Origin of the sequence: Planococcus sp. 107-1 (assembly GCF_021513255.1) — a bacterium.
In the GTDB taxonomy this organism is placed as follows: Bacteria; Bacillota; Bacilli; order Bacillales_A; family Planococcaceae; genus Planococcus.
Genome location: NZ_CP090977.1, coordinates 1,881,801 through 1,901,263 on the forward strand (window position 1 = coordinate 1,881,801; position 19,463 = coordinate 1,901,263).

19 protein-coding genes and 5 pseudogenes are annotated in these 19,463 nt (G+C 43.5%); 2 read left to right on the top strand and 22 right to left on the bottom strand.

Translation table 11 applies throughout. The features are described 5' to 3' along the window. Positions 1–221: 221 nt before the first annotated feature. From L0M13_RS09960 to L0M13_RS09980, 5 genes and pseudogenes are all read right to left on the bottom strand, one after another. Positions 222–1,166 carry a sensor domain-containing diguanylate cyclase gene (locus L0M13_RS09960; RefSeq protein WP_235196356.1) on the bottom strand — a complete coding sequence of 315 codons (945 nt, stop codon included), beginning with the start codon at positions 1,164–1,166 and terminating at the stop codon, positions 222–224. 84 nt (positions 1,167–1,250) lie between these two features. Further along, on the bottom strand, positions 1,251–1,880 hold the full coding sequence (locus tag L0M13_RS09965; protein WP_235196357.1) for a PAS domain-containing protein: 630 nt from the start codon (positions 1,878–1,880) through the stop codon (positions 1,251–1,253). An 18-nt stretch (positions 1,881–1,898) separates the two neighbouring features. Then, a complete protein-coding gene (locus tag L0M13_RS09970; protein WP_235196358.1) occupies positions 1,899–2,597 on the bottom strand; it encodes a diaminopimelate epimerase in 699 nt (232 codons plus the stop codon). Beyond that, the gene (locus tag L0M13_RS09975; RefSeq protein ID WP_235196359.1) at positions 2,582–2,851 is read right to left on the bottom strand and encodes a diaminopimelate epimerase; all 270 of its coding nucleotides are present in this window, start codon (positions 2,849–2,851) and stop codon (positions 2,582–2,584) included. The genes L0M13_RS09970 and L0M13_RS09975 overlap by 16 nt, the downstream gene beginning before the upstream one ends. 74 nt (positions 2,852–2,925) lie before the next feature. Then, positions 2,926–4,019, bottom strand: a pseudogene (locus L0M13_RS09980) (undecaprenyldiphospho-muramoylpentapeptide beta-N-acetylglucosaminyltransferase). Positions 4,020–4,164: 145 nt separating this feature from the next. On the opposite strand from L0M13_RS09980, the pseudogene L0M13_RS09985 reads away from it, so the two are divergent. After that, positions 4,165–5,519: pseudogene (locus tag L0M13_RS09985) on the top strand (MATE family efflux transporter). Here the strand turns inward: L0M13_RS09985 and L0M13_RS09990 are convergent. From L0M13_RS09990 to L0M13_RS10065, 16 genes and pseudogenes are all read right to left on the bottom strand, one after another. Next, positions 5,507–5,752: a hypothetical protein gene (locus tag L0M13_RS09990; protein WP_235196360.1), complete on the bottom strand. Its 246-nt coding sequence runs from the start codon at positions 5,750–5,752 to the stop codon at positions 5,507–5,509. The pseudogene L0M13_RS09985 and the gene L0M13_RS09990 sit on opposite strands and share 13 nt — an antisense overlap. Beyond that, positions 5,749–6,630, bottom strand: coding sequence for a CobW family GTP-binding protein (locus tag L0M13_RS09995; RefSeq protein ID WP_235196361.1), 882 nt, complete (start codon positions 6,628–6,630; stop codon positions 5,749–5,751). The genes L0M13_RS09990 and L0M13_RS09995 overlap by 4 nt, the downstream gene beginning before the upstream one ends. 60 nt (positions 6,631–6,690) lie before the next feature. Continuing rightward, positions 6,691–8,230: pseudogene (locus L0M13_RS10000) on the bottom strand (S41 family peptidase). Positions 8,231–8,335: 105 nt separating this feature from the next. Further along, positions 8,336–9,040 carry a purine-nucleoside phosphorylase gene (deoD, locus tag L0M13_RS10005; protein ID WP_235196362.1) on the bottom strand — a complete coding sequence of 235 codons (705 nt, stop codon included), beginning with the start codon at positions 9,038–9,040 and terminating at the stop codon, positions 8,336–8,338. A 70-nt stretch (positions 9,041–9,110) separates the two neighbouring features. Continuing rightward, positions 9,111–9,326, bottom strand: coding sequence for a YozE family protein (locus L0M13_RS10010; RefSeq protein ID WP_235196363.1), 216 nt, complete (start codon positions 9,324–9,326; stop codon positions 9,111–9,113). Positions 9,327–9,383: 57 nt separating this feature from the next. After that, positions 9,384–9,809 (bottom strand): peptide-methionine (R)-S-oxide reductase MsrB, encoded by a 426-nt coding sequence (gene msrB, locus L0M13_RS10015; RefSeq protein ID WP_235196364.1) that lies wholly within the window; start codon positions 9,807–9,809, stop codon positions 9,384–9,386. Continuing rightward, positions 9,806–10,336, bottom strand: a complete 531-nt coding sequence (gene msrA, locus L0M13_RS10020; protein ID WP_235196365.1) for a peptide-methionine (S)-S-oxide reductase MsrA — start codon at positions 10,334–10,336, stop codon at positions 9,806–9,808. Before msrA ends, msrB begins: the two co-directional genes overlap by 4 nt. Positions 10,337–10,351: 15 nt before the next feature. Next, positions 10,352–10,930, bottom strand: a complete 579-nt coding sequence (locus L0M13_RS10025; RefSeq protein ID WP_235196366.1) for a YpmS family protein — start codon at positions 10,928–10,930, stop codon at positions 10,352–10,354. Between the two features lie 11 nt (positions 10,931–10,941). Further along, positions 10,942–11,601 (bottom strand): GDSL-type esterase/lipase family protein, encoded by a 660-nt coding sequence (locus L0M13_RS10030; protein WP_235196367.1) that lies wholly within the window; start codon positions 11,599–11,601, stop codon positions 10,942–10,944. A gap of 176 nt (positions 11,602–11,777) precedes the next feature. Then, a complete protein-coding gene (locus L0M13_RS10035) occupies positions 11,778–12,617 on the bottom strand; it encodes a DegV family protein (RefSeq protein WP_235196368.1) in 840 nt (279 codons plus the stop codon). 76 nt (positions 12,618–12,693) lie between these two features. Next, the gene (locus L0M13_RS10040) at positions 12,694–13,437 is read right to left on the bottom strand and encodes a lysophospholipid acyltransferase family protein (protein ID WP_235196369.1); all 744 of its coding nucleotides are present in this window, start codon (positions 13,435–13,437) and stop codon (positions 12,694–12,696) included. Between the two features lie 9 nt (positions 13,438–13,446). Beyond that, a complete protein-coding gene (locus tag L0M13_RS10045) occupies positions 13,447–13,926 on the bottom strand; it encodes a dihydrofolate reductase (protein ID WP_235196370.1) in 480 nt (159 codons plus the stop codon). A gap of 31 nt (positions 13,927–13,957) precedes the next feature. Beyond that, positions 13,958–14,901, bottom strand: a pseudogene (locus L0M13_RS10050) (thymidylate synthase). A gap of 72 nt (positions 14,902–14,973) precedes the next feature. Continuing rightward, on the bottom strand, positions 14,974–15,567 hold the full coding sequence (locus tag L0M13_RS10055) for a YpjP family protein (protein ID WP_235196371.1): 594 nt from the start codon (positions 15,565–15,567) through the stop codon (positions 14,974–14,976). A 288-nt stretch (positions 15,568–15,855) separates the two neighbouring features. Beyond that, positions 15,856–16,629 carry a class I SAM-dependent methyltransferase gene (locus L0M13_RS10060; protein WP_235196373.1) on the bottom strand — a complete coding sequence of 258 codons (774 nt, stop codon included), beginning with the start codon at positions 16,627–16,629 and terminating at the stop codon, positions 15,856–15,858. Further along, a pseudogene (locus tag L0M13_RS10065) lies at positions 16,626–17,062 on the bottom strand (BrxA/BrxB family bacilliredoxin). The gene L0M13_RS10060 and the pseudogene L0M13_RS10065 overlap by 4 nt, the downstream one beginning before the upstream one ends. Positions 17,063–17,352: 290 nt before the next feature. Here L0M13_RS10065 and L0M13_RS10070 point away from each other — a divergent pair. Next, positions 17,353–18,468 (top strand): IS4 family transposase, encoded by a 1,116-nt coding sequence (locus L0M13_RS10070; RefSeq protein ID WP_235196374.1) that lies wholly within the window; start codon positions 17,353–17,355, stop codon positions 18,466–18,468. A 549-nt stretch (positions 18,469–19,017) separates the two neighbouring features. Here the strand turns inward: L0M13_RS10070 and L0M13_RS10075 are convergent. Beyond that, positions 19,018–19,308, bottom strand: a complete 291-nt coding sequence (locus L0M13_RS10075; protein WP_235196375.1) for a hypothetical protein — start codon at positions 19,306–19,308, stop codon at positions 19,018–19,020. Positions 19,309–19,463 lie beyond the last annotated feature (155 nt).

Consider the following 19,463-nt stretch of genomic DNA (forward strand, 5'->3'; position numbering starts at 1 on the left):
TATTTTGCCTTATGGCAGTCGCTATTATTATATGTGTACCTTCAATATTTTATCACGCCAACGTGGATACATAAAGCGAAGGCGCTCATCGCTTGAAGAACAAATTTCCATATCAATCTTACTACTTCCAGTAAAAAAAACAATGGTTTTTAGTGAAAATATTCACATAAAGCTTTTTAAAGCGCTTTCATGCCTTCAACACCCGATATTAATGGGATTTCCTAGGATTTTTCTTCTGTTCCTTGATAATAAAAAACAAGATTTCTGCCATTTCTTTTCGCTTCGTATAAGGCGTGGTCCGCCTGATTCACTAATGTTTCCAGCTCGGCTGCATTTTCAGGGTAGATTGAAACACCGATTGTTGCTGTCGGCGAAAAATGGATGCCTTCGATTTCCCAGCCGATTTGCAATTCCTTCTTAATCCGATCGATGATCCGGTCGATTTGGTTAGCGGCATCTTCCGGATCAAGTCCAGCCAACGCAACTAAAAATTCATCGCCGCCTATTCGCGCCACCATATCTTGTTTGCGCAAACTGTTTTGAATGGACTGGCCAAAGCGGTAAATGAATTCATCACCTACATCGTGGCCGTATTTATCATTCACACCTTTGAATCCATCGCCGTCCATATAAAGTATGGCAATCCAATCCCCGGTTTCATCTGCCCGTTTTTTCATTTCCATAAACTCTTGGACTATCAAAAGCCGGTTCGGCAATTTCGTCAGCCCGTCATGATAAGCCATAAAATGCAGTTTCTGTTCTAGCGCTTTACGATCGGTAATATCAAACATTATGGATAATAGCTGATAAACGTTTCCGTTGTATCTGGTTAATGGCACGATGGTCGTATCCACCCAAAAATGGCCGCCGCTTTTTGTTAGGCTTTTCAGTTCGCCCCGCCAAATTTCACCGGACAGTACCGTCTTAGTGATTTCATCGAATTCTTCGTCTGTCATGAACGCCTTTCCGATTCCCTTGATGTTTGATTCGATCAATTCTGACCGATCAAAACCTGTCAAGTTCTTGAAGTTATCATTCACATAGACGATATGGCCGTTTGGCTTCCACATGCCAACAAGAGCCGCATAGTTCAAAGCAGACTTATAGCTTTCCAAAACATTTTCGGTCTTCTTCAATTCTTCTATCAGTTCTGCTGCATTATTCAACTCCCGCAAAACGATGTGGAATGCACGGATAACTTTGCCCTCGTATACCGGCGAGTAATTAACTGAAAAAAAGCTGTCTCGCCATTATTTTTTCTTTCTGCTGATTACGGTATGCTGTGGACTTTCACCTGCTTTAAAATTTTTCAGCTCTTCTGTAATATTCTGAAACGTATAATCGTCCACAAATGGAAGTTCGCTATAATGTTTACCGGCCCATTGCTCTTTTTGGATATTGAACGTTTCGGCATACATGTCATTCATCCCGAAGATGGTAAAGTCCGAAGATAAGGTGATCATCGGGTCTAACGAGTCGCGAATGAGAGATTGGTAAAACAAGTATCCCTCTTCCACCTTCTTTTGCTGTGTGACATTTTTAGTAATGGCCAGAATGTAACAAATGCCAGCAGCGAAAATCGGAGTTACTCTTGTTTCATTGGCCGCATGGTTCTCGCTGAAAAGATTATAATCCTGATAGGTATACGATTTCTTCATTTGTATGGCAGTGAGATAAGAACGCTTTATCTCCTCTGCTAATTCTGCAGGCATGCTTTCATCTACAGAAGATCCAGTAAGGTCCTGCTTGAAAACGGCCGTGCAAGCCGGGTTCACATATTCATAAATAAAAGTATCCCCTTCTTGCCGCATGAAAAAAGCCAAATCTTCCGAGCTTCCATACAGCAAGTCCAATTGTTCCATAGTAAAAGGTTTACGCATACGCAGCACTCTTTTCTGTTAAACGAATTGTTTAGCTTTCTCTGCAACTTGATCGATGAATCGCTCGTAATCTTCCTGTTCATCAAAAGTCTCTGCTGAAAGGAATTTGCTGTCCTTCAATTCTTCTGCCCACTCGAAACGATGGCTTGAAAGATAGGTGGCATTGCCGGACAAAGCAAGCTTGAAGTCTTCGCCATCTTTTTCCACTGTGCATTTCACCATGCCTCCCGGATTGTAAACCGTAACTTCTCCGTAAGGGACAATACCCGATAAACAGCTAATTAAAGCTGAAGCGGTCATGGCAGTTCCGCATGCATTCGTAAAACCGACGCCGCGCTCAAACGTCTTGACGAAAATTCCGGTTTCCACTTTGGTCACATAGCTGACGTTAACGCCGTCAGAAAAGTATTCATTCGGGCCGTTAAACGTTTCCGCCCATTTTCTTTGGTGGCTATCGTCTTCTTGATAAGCTTTTGGCACAATACCGATCAAATGCGGATTCGGCACTGCCACTGCTGAAAAATTGATTTCCTCTGAAACAAAAGACAGCGGCTTCATCAGCCACTCGCTGTTGGCTAGATAAGACATCGGCAAATCAGCCAATTCAAATGAAACCGGTGAAATCTCCACTGCATACATGGCATTTCCATCTGCAAGCGGCTGTTCTTTTTTCACTGCCAATGAAGCTTTCATCGTTTCAATCACTGCTTCGTCCAATCCGTCCGCTCGCATACATAGCGTGCAACGCATCGTAAACCATTGCCGCACATCGACGCTTCCGATCCGTCCCGGTTAAAGACCCGCATTTTCGCATGGTCTTTTTCTGAAGGCAGAACAACCAGCAAGCCGTCGACTGAAGAATCCATTTGAGATAACTGGAGAGTCAATTGATCGTAATGTTCAATTTCTGGACCTTCCAACAAGTAAAACGTATTCATGGAACCATGGACTTTCAATAAGGTAATTTCCATTTCTTCACTCCTGGCTGAAATTTTCCCTTTAAAGGAACGTTCTTTTGAATCTGGGTCTCCCGTACAAAACGTTCTTATTTTTTGATATAGCGGGCTTTTGAGTGGGCAACCACTAGTTTGGCCATTTCGCTCGCTGTTTTCGGAGGTTCGGCCAAGGTCATGTTTTCCACAAGCAAATCTTCGTCCATATGAAGCTTTTGCATTTCTAGAAGGAAATTTTCCGGCGTCAATTCCTCTTCTTCTATCACATGCGCAAAGCCTTGCTGCTTAAATAATTGCGCATTTAAAATTTGATCCCCACGGCTTTTCTGCCGCGACAACGGTATGAGGAGCATCGGTTTTTTCAATGCCAAAAATTCAAAAATCGAATTCGATCCGCTCGTGACACGACAAAGTCAGTCATATGAAGCAAATGTGGAAGTTCAGTCGTAACGTACTCGAATTGGCAATAATTTGGAAAAATCTCTAAAGAAGCATCCAAATTGCCTTTTCCGCATAAATGGATGACATTATAAGCTTCCATTAAAGCCGGCAAGTTGCTGCGGATGGCTTCATTGACCACTGCCGACCCTTGGCTTCCGCCCATAATCATCAGTACCGGCAAGTCAGCTGTAAAATGGCATAATTCTTTCCCGATTTCGGCTGATCCTTCCATCAGTTCACTGCGGATAACGGAACCGGTGCAAGTCGATTTTTCTGCTGGCACATGTTTCAGCGTTTCTTTAAAGACAGTGAAGATATGGTTAGCGAAAGGCATCGCAATTTTGTTCGCAAGCCCAGGTGTTACATCGGACTCATGGATAATGACAGGAATGCCGAGCATTTTCCCCGCCATGGCAACCGGTACTGAAACAAAGCCGCCTTTTGAAAAAATCGCTTCCGGCTTTGTCTTTTGGATAATCCGCAACGCCTGAACTAAACCTGCACCTACCCGGAAAGGATCCGAAAAGTTTTTCATGGAGAAATAGCGTCTCAATTTGCCGCTGGAAATGGCATGATAAGGCACCGCTGGAAATGCCTCCGGAATCAGTTCACTTTCAATGCCGTCTTTTGACCCGATATACTCGACGTTGAAATCGAGCTTCTGCAATTCCGGAAGAATGGCCTGGTTCAGGGAGACATGTCCTGCAGTGCCGCCGCCTGTCAATAAAATCGTTCTTTTCTTCATCTAATATCCTACTCTCTCAAAATATCTCTTTTTTTCTCCCTTATGCGCATCAAAATGCACGAGGATTCTATGCTATACTTAGGCTAATTTGAATTTTTGACGTCCGTTTAACATTCGGACGGATGGTCTTACTGGAGGATGGATAATGGTCGAAACAAAAACAAAATCCGAAAAACTGAAATTGCTTTTCAAAATCGTTTTTCCGATACTCATTACACAAGTAGCGATGTATTTGGTCACTTTTTTTGATATTTACATGACCGCACGTTATGGAACCGAAGATCTTGCCGGCGTTTCCATCGGCTCGTCTTTTTGGGTCCCAGTCTACATCGGACTAGCCGGAATACTTATGTCCATCACCCCAATTGTAGCACAATTAATGGGGGCTAAGAAAAGAGAAGAAGTAAAAGATGCCGTGCAGCACGGGATTTATTTGGCGGTTATTTTGGCCATCGCCGTTTTTCTTTTTTTCTTTTCGGAATCGATCCGCTCCTTGGCCTAATGGATTTGGAACCTGCAGTCGAAGCTGTAGCAGCTGAATATATCTTCGCCATGAGTTTAGGACTCATTCCACTATTCGTTTACAATGCCCTCCGCTCCTATATTGACGCACTCGGTGCGACTCGCGTTTCCATGTTCATCTCACTGATGTCCGCGCCGATCAATGTACTTTTCAACTATTTGTTGATTTTCGGCAGTTTCGGATTTCCGGAACTCGGGGGCCCTGGTGCTGGTTATGCATCCGCCATTACTTACTGGCTCGTGCTTGCCATTGCGGTTTGGATCATCCACAGCAGAAAACCGTTTGCTGAATTCACCATATTTAAAGCTTGGACGAAACTTTCGTTTGCTCGAATAAAAGAAATCAGCCGAATCGGTGTCCCCATCGGCATTTCAATTTTTGCGGAGACGAGCATTTTCTCTGCCGTCACGCTGATGATGAGTACATACGGAACGATTACCATTGCAGCGCATCAAATTGCCATCAATTTCACGTCGCTTCTATACATGCTGCCGCTCAGCATTTCGATGGGGGCAACCATACTCGTCGGCTTTGAAGTCGGGGCTAGACGCTTCAACGATGCGCGCGAGTACAGCTGGCTCAGCGTCGGAAGTGCGGTCGTATTCAGTTTTGCTTCCGCTTGCATCCTGTTTTTCATGCGCGAACAAATCGCCGCCTTGTATTCTTCTGACCCGGCAGTTATCGAACTCGCCATCCAATTCCTCGTGTTTGCTGCCCTGTTCCAAGTGTCGGATGCCATCCAAGCTCCGGTGCAAGGGGCGCTCAGAGGTTATAAAGACGTGAATATCACATTTGTCATGGCCGTCGTCTCTTATTGGATCATCGGTCTGCCAGTCGGCTACCTGCTTGCCACCTACACCGGTTTCGATGCTTTCGGCTATTGGATCGGATTGATCGCCGGCCTTTCTGCAGGCGCTATCACTTTATCGATCCGTTTATTGATCAAACAAAAAAAGATTGCCGCTCAGTCAAGTTGAGTGGCAATCTTTTTATATAACTCGAGTAATTGGATTTTTTGTAATTCTGCCAAATCGGATTGTTCGATTCGCTCAGCTGCGTAAGCGAGCTTTTCTTTGACCGGCTTCCGAAGGCGCGGATGGGTCAGCTCATCTTTCAATTCAATGCGAATTTTTTGTTCCAACTGCTCTTCTGTTTCAACCTCTTCAGCACCGGCCCGATTTTTCCATAGCTTCCGATAAGCTTCGATCAAGGCAATTCCACCTCTTCGATCCCTTCTCCGATCACGACAATCTGTGTGTTCATCTTCATGTATTCCGGCAGCCATTGGGCCATTCCGTAAGCGTATTGGAAGGCATGAGGGTATTTATCCCCTTCAAGCGGCACATACCCTTTAATGCGGTAAACCGTTTCTGGCAATTCACGAAGCCACTCTTCAAAGTCTTCGCGTTTTACCGGTTTTGTAAATGGAAAGACCCGTGTATTTAAGTTCAATTTGGAAACTGGAGCAGATTCGACTGCCCCTTTCTTCGAAGCGGTCAATTTCTCAAGCATCGAAAAAGGAACTTTCGAGTGGGTCGTCTGTAGAATCGCAGCTGTTGAATTCAAGCCTTGAAGTTCGAAAGTCACTTTCCCTTGCTCTTCGTCGCTCAATAAATCCATCTTATTTGCCAAGATCAAATCTGCATGGCGAATTTGTTCGATAAATAGCGATCGGATTTGCGGAGAGAGTTGTTCCCGGTCAAGCCAGCGCTTGCTGTCAGCAACCGTAATAATGCCTTTGAAATTCAAACGCTCTGCAAATAATGGCGAGAAAATGGCATCCAATGCTTCAACTGGGTGGGCAGCTCCCGTTGTTTCAATCAATAGCAGATCAAATTCCTCTTCAGCCAGTAAAGTCTGGATTTGGGCTTCTGATCGTTCAGAACCGGTGCAGCAGATGCAGCCGTCCAAAAGTTCTTTTAACGGCACGCCATCTTCCACTTCATCTGAGTCAAAGTTCATCTGGCCAAGCTCATTCATGAAGACTGCAGGTTTTAGCCCCGCTTCTTTCGCTTGCTGAATGATATTTTTTAATAATGTCGTCTTCCCGCTGCCTAAAAAACCGCTGAATAAATATACGTCTTTCAATGTTTTTCCCCCTCAATTGGCATCTAGATAAAAAAGGCCCGCTATTTGCGGACCTCCAGTTTATTCTTCTGTATCTTCTTTCGCCGCTTCTTCTGTTTCTTTCTCAGTTTCAGCAGTAATCCCAGCTTCTTCCATTACGATTTTCTTCGCTTCTAGAAGTTGTGGGTCGTCTTTTTCAATTTTCAAGCGCAGTGCATCCATAATGGCAAAACTTGTATCGCCTGTTATGATGCCTGTTGCTTCCAATTCATTTTCTTCCTGGAAAGTTTCGACTGCTTCTTGAAGTTTTTCTTCAAAAATGCCATCTACTTCTCCAACTTCAAATCCGAGTGCTTCCAGCATTTTTTCTGCAGTCCGTACATTTTCAGAAAATGCGCCGTCTTTCAGCTCAGCTGAAGGGTCTAATATCGGCAATGATGCATATTCTGGATAAGCCACTTCTTTATCCGGCATAATGCCTTTCTCATGTATCCAATTGCCTTCCGGCGTTAACCATTTCGCCGTCGTAAATTTCAAGTTCGAACCGTCTTCCAAGTCGCTCGCTGTTTGTACGGTCCCTTTACCGAAAGTCTTTTCTCCAACTAATTGGATTCCAGCCGATTCACTCATGGCACCTGCAAGAATTTCAGAAGCAGAAGCGGATCCGCCATCAATCAACAATGTGACTGGTACTTTTACTTTCGTTCCTGGAGAAGACATATAGACTTCAGGTTCTTCGCCTTTAGCCTGAACTTCGAACATCTCTTTGCCTTCATCGATGAACAAATTCGAAATATCCAAAGCTGTCGTCAATAATCCGCCTGGATTTTGGCGAACATCCAGGACCATAGCTTCCATGCCTTCTTTTTCCATATCCGTTATGGCACTCAATAACTCGTCATATGTGTTTTCCGAGAAACTGGTAATTTGAATATGGGCAACATTATCGCCGATCATTTCTGCATAAACCGTTTCAATGGGAATTTCATCGCGGATGATTTTAAATTCCATCGGCTCTGCCGATTCACCGCGCTTCACTGTCAAGGTCACTTCAGAACCTTTTTCGCCACGGATTAAAATTACCGCTTCAGAAGCACTCATTCCTTGAATGCTTTCGCCATCCACTTGTGTGATGATATCGCCAGGCATAATTCCCGCTTTTTCAGCTGGAGAATTTTTGATCGGAGATACGACACTGATGTAGCCGTTCCGCTCCTGCACTTCCGCTCCGATTCCTTGGAAGCTCGAAGAAATGCCTTCAAGAAACTGGGAAGCTTCGTCTTTATTCATATAATCGCTATATGGATCATCCAACGAGTCGATCATGCCGTTGATTGCGCCATTGATCAATTCCTGATCATCAAGGTCTTCGTAATATTCAGCATGCAGTTGATCATAAGCTGCATATAATTTCTGGAACTCACTTCTTTGCGGAGAAGTCACTTCCACCGCTTTTTCATCTCCGAACGTCAACGCAAAAACGGTTAACCCCCGCTGTACATAATATCAGAAGAACAACAAGCATGATAAAATAGAATGTTTTCATCCGGATAAAATGGGACGGAGCTTCTTCTGCCGGCGGGATCTGTTGTTGCTCCTCACCTGGGCGCTTTTCATCCATCATTTTCACCACTTTCATAATTGCCAATCAAACTGTTTTAGATTTTATCAGGCTTGGCTAAAAATTAAAAGAAAAAGACTGTCAAGACAGTCTCTTTTTTTGTTCCTATTCCTGGATTGCTGCATCAAGCGCTACAACGATCATGTCATTGAAAGTTGTCTGGCGCTCTTCAGAAGTTGTCACTTCTCCAGTGATCAAGTGGTCGCTAACTGTCAGGATAGACAATGCCTTGCGGCCAAATTTAGCAGCCAATGTATAAAGTGCAGCAGATTCCATTTCCAGGCCTAGAACGCCGTATTTCGCCCATTTTTCGTGTTCTGCGAACTCGTTGTAGAATACATCTTCAGTAAAGACGTTCCCTACACGCAAGTTCAATCCTTTTTCAAGGCCTGCATTATAAGCTTTCAATAGCAAATCAAAATCGGCAAGTGGAGCATAGTCGATGCCGTTGAAAATGATTTCGTTCATTTTTGAATCTGTAGATGCACCTTGCGCCAAGATGACGTCGCGGACTTTAACATCTTCATGGATCGAACCGCAAGTACCCACACGGATCAATTTCTGTACGTCATATTCGTTCATCAATTCAGTAATGTAAATTGAAATTGAAGGTACGCCCATTCCAGTTCCTTGAACGGAAATGCGTTTGCCTTTATATGTACCTGTGTAGCCGAACATATTGCGGACATCATTATACAATACTGCATCTTCTAAGAAAGTCTCAGCAATATATTTCGCGCGAAGCGGATCTCCCGGAAGCAGGATTGTATCGGCGATATCGCCTTTTTTTGCATTGATGTGAACACTCATTTATAAAACCTCACTTTATTTTAGTCGTTCTTATCATACTGTTTTTTCGTTGCTTGTGCAATCGATTAACTTAATGCCTCACATATTCATCCCAAATCGAATCAAAAGTTGAAGCTTTTAATACAGGATGCGCTCGTTCTTCAATATACCTAGATAATTCTTCGAAGTCTTCCGATGCTTTTGGAAAGCTGTGGTCTAAGAACATGGACTCTGCAAATTCCGAGAAATCATCCACTTTTAGCTTGCCGCGGTATTTCAACGCAAATTGATAAAAAGAACGTTTCACCTATTCCCCTCCTCTATTTTCGCAAGGAAAAGCCCGGACATTTGTCCGGGCATCCAATCATTCAAATAGTTGTTTGTATTCAGATAAGCCTTCTGCATCCAATTGGTCTTTAGGCACAAATCGCAATGCCGCTGAATTGATGCAATAACGCAAGCCGCCAAGCGAAGAAGGTCCATCCGGGAACAAATGCCCAAGATGTGAATCTGCTGTAGCACTTCTGACTTCCGTTCTTCTCATGCCGTGGCTGGTGTCAAAGTTCTCTTTGATTTCTGAACCTTCCAGTGGTTTTGCAAAGCTTGGCCATCCACAATGGGCATCGTATTTATCTTTGCTGCTGAAAAGCGGCTTTCCTGAAACGATGTCTACATAAATGCCGTCTTCAAACAATTGATCATATTCGCCCTGGAACGGCGGTTCCGTACCGTTTTCCTGCGTGACATGATATTGCATCGGCGTCAATTTTGCTTTTAAATCTTCTTTCATGATTGTCCACCCCAATTTTTTTCAATGAACCCCGCTCTTCCCGATCCAACTGAATAGCGGTTATAATGGGCAGGGTTTTTCTTATAATAATCCTGATGGTAATCTTCTGCCAAATAAAACGGCTTGGCTTCGAGAATTTTAGTTGCTATCGGTTTTGAAAACTTCCCTGAGTTTTCCAGGTCTTTTTTAGATTGTTCAGCAGCAAGTCGCTGTTCTTCCGAATGATAGAAAATCGCCGTTTGATACGATTGGCCGCGGTCGAAAAACTGGCCGCCTGCATCTGTCGGATCAATTTGGCTCCAAAAAATTTCTAAAAGTTTTTCATAGGAAAAAATTTCAGGCTGAAACGTAATTTGGACCGCTTCATAATGGCCAGTCGTTTCTGAACACACTTGTTCATAAGTAGGATTAGGCAAATCGCCGCCTGTATAGCCGCTTACCACTGACTCAATTCCATCATAGGAATCAAAAGGCTTGACCATACACCAAAAACAGCCGCCTGCAAATGTCGCTTTTTCTGTCTTCATCCAATTCCACCATCCTTATCTCTGAATCGTTACACGCAAACGTATATCATCTTCTTCGAGATTGAAAGAGGTTGCCCTAACTGCGATTCCGCCATCCAACGGGATTTCTGTCAATTTCAGCAACACTGATTCCTCGGAAGGCTCAACTTCCATGAAATCCGGAAGCTCTACTGAGTCTCTTAGCAATTTTAACGCAGATTCAGGCGGAATATCCAGCATACCGACCTCGACCGACTTTTGCTGAAGAAGTAAATTGCCGTCTTCTTGGACAAACGGTTCAAATCTTAACAAGATTGGCAACGTGATCGAAAAAACTTCCAGCTCTGTAGATAAGCTCACATCATCATCTACCGACAAAGCGAGTGGGATTGGCTGGTCAGCCATTGCCTGTTGAATGTAAGTGTTGGCAATGCCTTCGAAATCGTCTTTAGTTACATTTATGATTACCGAGTTTCCGGCTAAATTATTCTGTGCTGCACTTGAATCCGCTAATGAATGCTTTTCTGCTGGTGTGGTGATCAATAGGAACAAGGCAAGGATAGCAAGAATATTCACTGTCAGCAGCACTAAAAAAGCGGAACGCCAAATCTTCAATTAAACCCCTCCTATTCTTGATAACTAAGTCCGCATTCTCCCATTCTTTCAACAATCCGTTCAGTCATCAGCTCGTAGCCTTTACTGTTCGGATGGAAAAAATCTGTATGGTATACAAGATTGTCGTTGCCGACAAACAGATCCTCGACTGGTACAAAACAGGCAAGCGGATCTTCTTCTGTTATTTCCATCATGGCCTCGTTGTAATTGGTGATGATTTCTTCAAATTCTGCCACTTCATCGGTGATTAAAGAAAAAGGATTGTATATGCCGACAGCAATGATGGGAACAGAAGGGTTGATTGCGCGGATGGATTTAAAAATAGTGCGGTAGCGATTTTCATATAAAACGAGTTCGTCTTTAAAAGCTTCGATATTCAAGGAAAAAAGGTCCCTTTTGACAATTTTCATGATATCGTTTCCGCCAATCGTCATCGTGACGTAATCCGCTTCCGTAATTGGGCCGGTCAATACCCCTTTCGGAAACATGGCCAGCAGCTGGTCGCTTCTGCGTCCACGTTTGGCAGTGTTTTCGACTATCGTACCCCGCACCCCTGGCCAATCACTGATTTCCTCAGCTAGCCTGCCGGTATAACCGCCCAAATTTTCAGTATCGCCGACTCCTTGTGAAAGCGAGTCGCCGAGCGCTGTAATAATCAGAGCTTGCGGCACGAAATTCGGCGGCACCCGGTATTCAGAAAAAGCGATGGGGACCCTTGGTTCGGCTTCATCTTTCCCAAAAATGAACGATGAACTGCATCCCGCTAAGATTCCCGCGCTAAAATTAAAATAAACAGGATGCGTTTCAATTTAGTCGCCCCTTTAACAGAATCCATTTGACGGTTTGTTCAGTCTGTATAGAACATGAAACCAATAGCTCCAACTCCTGTATGCGTCGAGATTACCGGGGTTGTGTAGTCGAATTTAATATTGGTATGCCCTTCTTGCTCAAGCTGTTGTTTCAACGGGTCCCCCATTGCCAATCCTTCTGCATGGGCAATGCCGATGCCTTTTACCGTTTTCCCCGCAGTCCGCTCGTTGAAGTCATTCATCAAATATTGAACAACTTGTTTGTAGCTCCGGGCTTTCGCCACCGGCGTGTATTCTCCTCCGTCTAGGGAAGCGATTGGTTTGATCTTCAAAAATGAGCCGATCATGGCTCTTCCTTTCCCGATACGCCCGCCTTTCACTAGGTTTTCCAATGTATCAACTACGACGAATAGCTTTGTATTTTCTCTGATGGTCTCCACTCGTTGAACGATTTCTTCCATCGTTTTCCCTTCAGCCGCCATATCTGCAGCTTCGAAAACCTGGAATGCGAGGGCGTGGGAAATGTAGCGGGAATCGATGACGGTGACGTCCGAATCAGTGAGTTCTGCGGCTGTCCGGGCCGATTCAACTGTTCCGCTCATGCCGCCGGTCATATGAATCGAAAGAACTTGGTCCCCGTTTGCACCAAGCCGATCATAGAGTTCTTTAAAGATCCCAGGGGCAGGCTGTGAACTTTTCGGCAATTCTTTTGAAGTGGCCATCATTTCCAAAAACGATTTCGGTTCCAAATCCACTCGGTCTAAATAGCTCTTGCCATCGATTTGAATATTCAAAGGCACGACATGGAGGTTGTATTTTTCAATCATATCGGGTTTTAAATCTGCTGTTGAATCCGTAACAATATGTATCTTTGGCATAAAATCACTCCTACATAATATATTCCTTTAGTTGGTCCATCTAAAACTTCCGGTGAATTTGTGTAAAAAAACAGATCTATAGCAGACCTGTTTTTCCACTTCCTATCAACGCCACCGCTTCTTCCACTTTTGAACGAATCAAAGGAATCAGGATTTTCGCATCCGTGTCTTTTATAAAGTCGGCTTCGATCGGCTTTAATACCCTCACCTTGATATCGGCGGGACGGATTTTATTATTGTTTTTTTCCATGACCGCGGATGTTCCATGGATGGCAATCGGTACAATCGGTACACCTGAATCTTTGGCGATGCGCATAAAACCCGATTTGAAGTCGCCGACTCCTGCGCCTTTGCTCCTTGTCCCTTCCGGAAAAATCAAGATGGAATGGCCAGCTTTCAGCTTTTCCGCACTATCTGCAATCGACTTAAAAGAACTTCTCCGGTCCGTCCGATCTAGAAACACACAATTCATTTCTTCCATATAATGCGGAATGATCGGCAACTTCTTCACTTCTTTTTTAGAAATAAATCCGAAAGGCTTTGGAATGGATGACAGCAGCACAGGGATATCAAAATTCCCTTCGTGGTTGCTGATAAGCAATACAGGGCCTTCGGGAAGATGTTCCAACCCGTCAATTTCAATTTTGCTTTTTGTTCGCTTCATAATGCCAGCTGCCCATTTTTGAGGTTCAGAATGGATTAACGCGTCATACTCCGCTTTTGCCATACTGGCTTTTTGCGCTTTAAACTTTTTGAGGTTCATGGCTGCAATCGGCAAATAGCCGAATAGAAAAGAAAAGGTCTTAACTGAATTATACATCTTTGCGACTCAGCCCTTTCTCTCAAAAACAAGATAGGAAAACGGTATTCCTGTAGAAGAAAGGTGGTCGGATTTAGAAACCAATTTCCATTCATCGCCATATTCCGGGAAGAATGTGTCGCCTTCAAATTCCTTTTGCACCAATGTGATATATAAACGGTCGGCTTTCGGCAAGATTGATCTGAAAATCTGTTCGCCGCCGATCACCATGATTTCTTCATGTAACCCTTTGCCCTGTTCGATCGCTTCATCCAAATCGTGGACGATTTGGATGCCGTCTGCATGATAGTCTTTGTTGCGAGTCACAACAATGTTTTTTCGCTTCGGCAAAGGACGTCCGATCGATTCGAACGTATTGCGCCCCATAATTATGCTTTTGCCGACTGTATGTTTCTTGAAATACGCCAGATCTTCTGGAATATGCCAAGGCAATTCATTATTTATTCCGATTACCCGATTCGGGTCATGTGCAACCATTAACGAGATCAATAAAACCCCTCCATTATTCGTCTGCAGCCGTTTATACCGCTACAGGTGCTTTAATGCGCGGATGCGGATCGTATCCTTCGACTTGAATGTCTTCCACTTTCAAATCGAATATCGAACCGACTTCTTCGTTTATTTTCAAAACCGGCAATTTCTTAGGATCGCGTGATAATTGTTCCTTCACTTGTTCCAGATGGTTTACATAAAGGTGGGTATCTCCAGTAGTATGGACGAAATCCCCCACTCCGAGTCCGCATTCCCCGCAATGAGGTGCGTGAGCAATGCATAAGAAGCAATGTTAAAAGGAACCCCTAAGAAAACATCGGCACTGCGCTGGTACAGCTGGCAGGATAGCTTCCCGTCTGCGACATAGAACTGGAACATCGTGTGGCAAGGCGGAAGCGCCATATCATCAACGAATTCCGGGTTCCAGGCCGTCACCAAATGGCGGCGTGAATCAGGATTGTTTTTTATCGCATTGATCACATTTTTTAGCTGATCGATGGAACCGCCGTCTGTTTTAGCCCAAGAACGCCATTGTTGGCCATAAACCGGTCCAAGATCGCCGTATTTTTCAGCAAAGCCTGGATCTCCTAAAATCTTCTGCTGGAAAATTGCCATCTGCTCTTCGTATTCAGCTGAAAACTCCGGATCTTTCTGGGCGCGGCGGCCAAAGTCAGCCATGTCCGGCCCCTTATATTCATCGCTATTAACCCATTTTGCAAAAGCCCATTCATCCCAAATATGATTGTTTTCCGCAAGTAAAGTCTTTACATTTGTATCGCCTTTAATGAACCATAAGAGCTCTGAGACAATCAGGCGGAACGCCGTTTTTTTTGTAGTCATCAATGGGAAGCCTTCGTTTAGGTCGTATCTCATTTGATAGCCGAAAACACTCAAAGTGCCGGTTCCTGTCCGGTCTTCTTTTTTCGTGCCCTTGTCTAAAATATGCTTGCATAAATCCAAATATTGTTTCATTTTATTTCGCCTCCATTGTTATAGTTATCATAACAAAATCCAACAAAAAAAACCGTTACAAATGTAACGGTTTTAAGAAAGCCATTTAGGCGGCGTATTTTTGGACCAATAAATATCGCCGAGGGCAATATGCTGTTGGAAATTATCTTCTGCTACATGGTAATGGAAATTGAAGAAATAGCCTTCCAACGGTTTTTTCTCTGTTCTTACATGAAAACGAATCAGGTCTTTACTGGTTTCGCTGTTGTAAACATGGAAAATTTTTTCCGCATGGTCTCCGGATGGCCGCTCAGAAATTGCCAACAGCCTTTGTTTGTCGGGATCAAGTCCGGACAAATGGTCATTGATCGCCTGTTGGATATTCGGCAAGATCGATGTCTGGAATTCGTCTTGGATTACCGGGCCGATGCGTGAACCGAATTTGAGATAAGCCTGTTCTTCTGCGGCTTTATGTACAGTTTCCAAAACCGACTGGCTGCTGTAATAAAGTTCGCTTGGATCCAGAAAATCATATGTATATAGTTTTTCGTTGCCTTCTGCAGCTTGCGAATTGCTTGGTGCTTTATCCTCGAGCAAGTTTTCCCAAATCATATGGTTTGGGGAAATCGCCCCTAAAGTCAACACAGCAACTGCAATCATTAAAGACTTTTGCCACCAGCTTTTCATCCATATCACCCACAATTTTGAACATTTTAGTAACTCTATTGTTTATTTAAACGAATTTCTTGCGTAAAGGTTTCATCTTCTTGAAATTCATTGTACAATAAAATTAATCATATAGCTCTGTTTTTTCGAAAAAGGAGGAACTTTTCATGGATGCATCATTGCTTATCGGTCTAGGACTATTATTCATGCTTGGATATTTGACTTCATTAAACTTTACAGACTAAGAAAAAAACTTCCTAATCGCTTAGGAAGTTTTTTTCTGTCTAAAGCTTTTGCAAGATAAAATTTCTAACGGCAATCGATGACCCCGTAATGGAATTTCGTATTCGGCCGAACGCGTCTAATAAATCCGTACTGCTCGAAATCTGTTGAACGGAAATGAGCTTTTAAGACAACCGACTTCCTCGCAACCCGTACCGCTTGCACCACCCATTCTTCCGTCAATTGTCCCGCCTTTGCTGTCCCTCTGAGCGGAAGGAAATTTGAGGACTCTGAAATTTCTTCCGTGAACATGGGATCCATATAGACGACATCAACTGAATTATCTTCACGCGTCTTCAGAAATTCAACCGCATCCATTCCTACGACTTGAATCCTTTTCATCGCTTCGGTTAAATGTGGCAGTGACTCATATTCTTGCAGCCCTTTCGCTACGACATACGCTAAAGTAGGATGGGCTTCACAGCCGATTACTTGGCCGTAAGCTCCGACTTTCTGTGATGCAACGATGGCGTCAGATGCCATTCCAAGCGTACAATCGATCAAACAATCTCCATCGGCCAATCCTGAAACCTCAATTAACGGATCCTGCTCAAGCGGCCGCTTTGTCCGGAATGCTGCAGAATTTGGATGAAAAAAGAACGGCTCCGCTTTACCCAATGGGTAAAACTCGAGCCGTTCTTTTGCAGCAACCAATACATCGGCTTGTTCATCAGACTGAATCCGTTCAATCGAGCGTTTCCGCCGGAGCACAAAATGAATGCCCAAATCGGACGCTACCTGCGCTGCCAGTTCATCCGTCTTTTGATTCGGCCGGTATGCAGTGGTCACAATCGTCTTCACTCGCCGGCAACCTGCTCAAGCACTTGCGTCAAATGGTCGCGGATATGCTCAACATCATGATCTTCAATTTGCTCGCGCGGAATGAAATAAGCGAGTTGCCCATCTTTCACAACCGCAATTGAAGGTGAAGAAGGCGGTACATCTTCAAAATAATTGCGCATCTGTGCAGTCGCTTCTTTGTCCTGCCCGGCAAAAACTGTCACTAAGTGATTCGGTTTGGCGTCCGTCTGCTGCAATGCTTCGATCACCGCGGACGTGCAAGACCTGCTGCACAACCGCATACCGAATTGATCACCACTAAGCTTGTTCCTTCGGCTTCACTCATATGTTCATTCACTTGTTCTGCAGTCAATAGTTCTTTAAAGCCGTGAGACGTCAATTCTTGCCGCATCGGCACAACGATGCCCTTCATGTACTCATCATATGCGTTCATTTCAGATACCCCCTGCTTTCTTTTTTGTTCGCAATCTATATGATAGATGTTTCTACTATCATATTCTAACTTACTTGCCGATAGTATTCACCTTTTCATGCCTACTGAGTTGTTTTTTGATGTTTATATAAAATCTTTATGTGATATAAAATCACTAGTGTTGCATTAATTGATTTTGAAGATTAGGAATTCATAAAACATTCAAAAACCGATGAAAACCAAAAGAAAAAGTCCTTTATAATGGAAAGGTCAGGTAGTTCCTGTCCAAATCCAATAAAAAGGACTCACGCATGGACAAGAATACACGAAAAACTTCATTTGGTAAATGGCTTCACGCCATTAATTTTGAGAAATTCAACGAAAACGTGAAAATTCACGGGCAAGACCGGTACACGAAAAAACTGACGACACAGGCGTATACGCTGCTGATGCTGCACGCGCAATTGACCGAGGCGGATAGTCTTCATGCGCTTGAAGCAGCGTTAACGAACGCCGATTTTCAGCGGGCGGTTGGCGTGAAGTCCATCAGTGTGTCGCAGCTTTCCCGTAAAAACAACAAGTTGGATCCAGCGATTCTGTCGAATCTTTTCCAGCAGCTGGTCAGCCAGATTGCCGCGCAAAAGCGAGCGCCGAAAAAGGGCATGTTGTTAAAAATCATTGATTCCACGACACTTCCTTTGAATGTGAACCATTTCAACTGGGCGGAATTCCGAAAAACCAAAGCGGGGATCAAACTGCATCTGCGACTGGTTTACGATGAATACGGAACGCATTATCCGGACAAAGAAGTCATGACCCATGCCAAGGAATCCGATCGCAATCAGCTGGAAGTGCTGGTGGACGACAAGGAAGCCATGTATGTTTTTGACCGCGGCTATATCGACTATGAACGCTTTGATACCTTCACAGATGACGGCATCTTTTTCGTTTCCCGATTGAAAAACAAAGCCGTCATCCATTCAGTCGAAACATTTGAACTTCCGGAAGAAAGCGATGCTGTTTCCGATTCGATGGCATTCGTGGGAAACGCCACCAATTGTACAGAAAATGTCTTCCGAATTATCGTTCTCCCAGATGGAAAAGGCGATGTGTTGCGTCTGATCACCAACCGCTTCGATATTTCCGTAGAGGAAATCAGTGATATTTACCGGAACCGTTGGGCCATCGAACTGTTCTTCAAATGGCTTAAGCAGCACGTGAAAATCAAGCATTTTTATGGTCAAAGCGAAAACGCCGTGAAAAACCAGGTGTACCTTGCTTTGATTGCCTACTGCTTGAACGTGCTTGTTCAAATGGACACGAACAGTAGAGTGTCGATCTTACGAATTTCGCGTGTACTGGTCGCCAACCTTTGGAAAAATCCCCAGTACTGGCTTCGGAAAATCGGAAGTGAAAAGGTTCCGTAACAAGCTGTTCTGTCATTGTCGCCTCTGCCGAAATGTATAAATTTACCAAATGGACAGTGCTACCTTTATTCGGGTGCTTCCCTTTTTGGCAAAAATAATTGAAACGTTGTGACTGAATATTTCGTCATTATTTATGCAACACTAGTGATATAAAATCAACTAATTAAATCTAGAAACATGCTCACTGCTCCATAAAGAACTAATATAGCAACAACAATGAATGCACAACCATTAAACTCAATCGAATACATTGTCTCGTAAAAATGTTTTTTAATTTCTTTTAGTATTTCCATACACTCCTCTTTCGTATTTATGCTTAACATTTCCTGTTGCTCTTTTCATTTTATCAAATAATCTTTTATACATATACTTACTAAATCTTTTTGCTTTTGTTAAATTGGCGCTATTTTTAACATAAGCATTAATCCATTCGCTAAAAATTCAAAGGTTATAATCAACTTAGTTCCATATATTAAATATTCTTCTTCCCTTTTAGCCATTCGCTGCCTATTCCCTTATTGAAAAAAGCATCTCCCGAGGAGACGCTTTTTACTCGCTGTAATTATTATTGATGTATTCCAGAATTTTTTCATAGGACTCTGCATCGTACCATTCATAAGGAACGGTTTGTGAAACGCCGTCTTTTTTAATCTGCAGGCTTGTTGCAGATAGTTGGACGATGCGTGTATCTTCTACATTATCTCGGTCTTCGATTTCATGTCCTTTGAACTTGTTTTTTACACCCTCGTAGAATTCGTTGCGCTTTTCCTCACCGCTAAAATCCCATGATTCGTATTTGCCTTGGTGCAATAATTCGATTGAATAGATATCTTCTCCCATTGGCTCGCCCCCATCTGATTGACTGTTATGATTGATTGCCCATTCTAGTATTACTTGCAGTTTACCTCTTACTCCGGAGTTGAAAACCTCGAATCCTGATAAAAAAAGGAACCGGAAGCTTAATCTGCTAGGCAGACGCACTTCCGGCCCCTATT

Coding starts and splice junctions, on each gene's coding strand:
- L0M13_RS10055 (WP_235196371.1), bottom strand. CDS start 15,567: ATGAAAAGCTGGTGGCAAAAGTCTTTAATGATTGCAGTTGCTGTGTTG.
- L0M13_RS10035 (WP_235196368.1), bottom strand. CDS start 12,617: ATGCCAAAGATACATATTGTTACGGATTCAACAGCAGATTTAAAACCC.
- msrB (WP_235196364.1), bottom strand. CDS start 9,809: ATGAAAGAAGATTTAAAAGCAAAATTGACGCCGATGCAATATCATGTC.
- L0M13_RS09965 (WP_235196357.1), bottom strand. CDS start 1,880: ATGCGTAAACCTTTTACTATGGAACAATTGGACTTGCTGTATGGAAGC.
- deoD (WP_235196362.1), bottom strand. CDS start 9,040: ATGAGTGTTCACATCAATGCAAAAAAAGGCGATATCGCCGATACAATC.
- msrA (WP_235196365.1), bottom strand. CDS start 10,336: ATGAAGACAGAAAAAGCGACATTTGCAGGCGGCTGTTTTTGGTGTATG.
- L0M13_RS10075 (WP_235196375.1), bottom strand. CDS start 19,308: ATGGGAGAAGATATCTATTCAATCGAATTATTGCACCAAGGCAAATAC.
- L0M13_RS09975 (WP_235196359.1), bottom strand. CDS start 2,851: ATGGAAATTACCTTATTGAAAGTCCATGGTTCCATGAATACGTTTTAC.
- L0M13_RS10040 (WP_235196369.1), bottom strand. CDS start 13,437: ATGTATAATTCAGTTAAGACCTTTTCTTTTCTATTCGGCTATTTGCCG.
- L0M13_RS10070 (WP_235196374.1), top strand. CDS start 17,353: ATGGACAAGAATACACGAAAAACTTCATTTGGTAAATGGCTTCACGCC.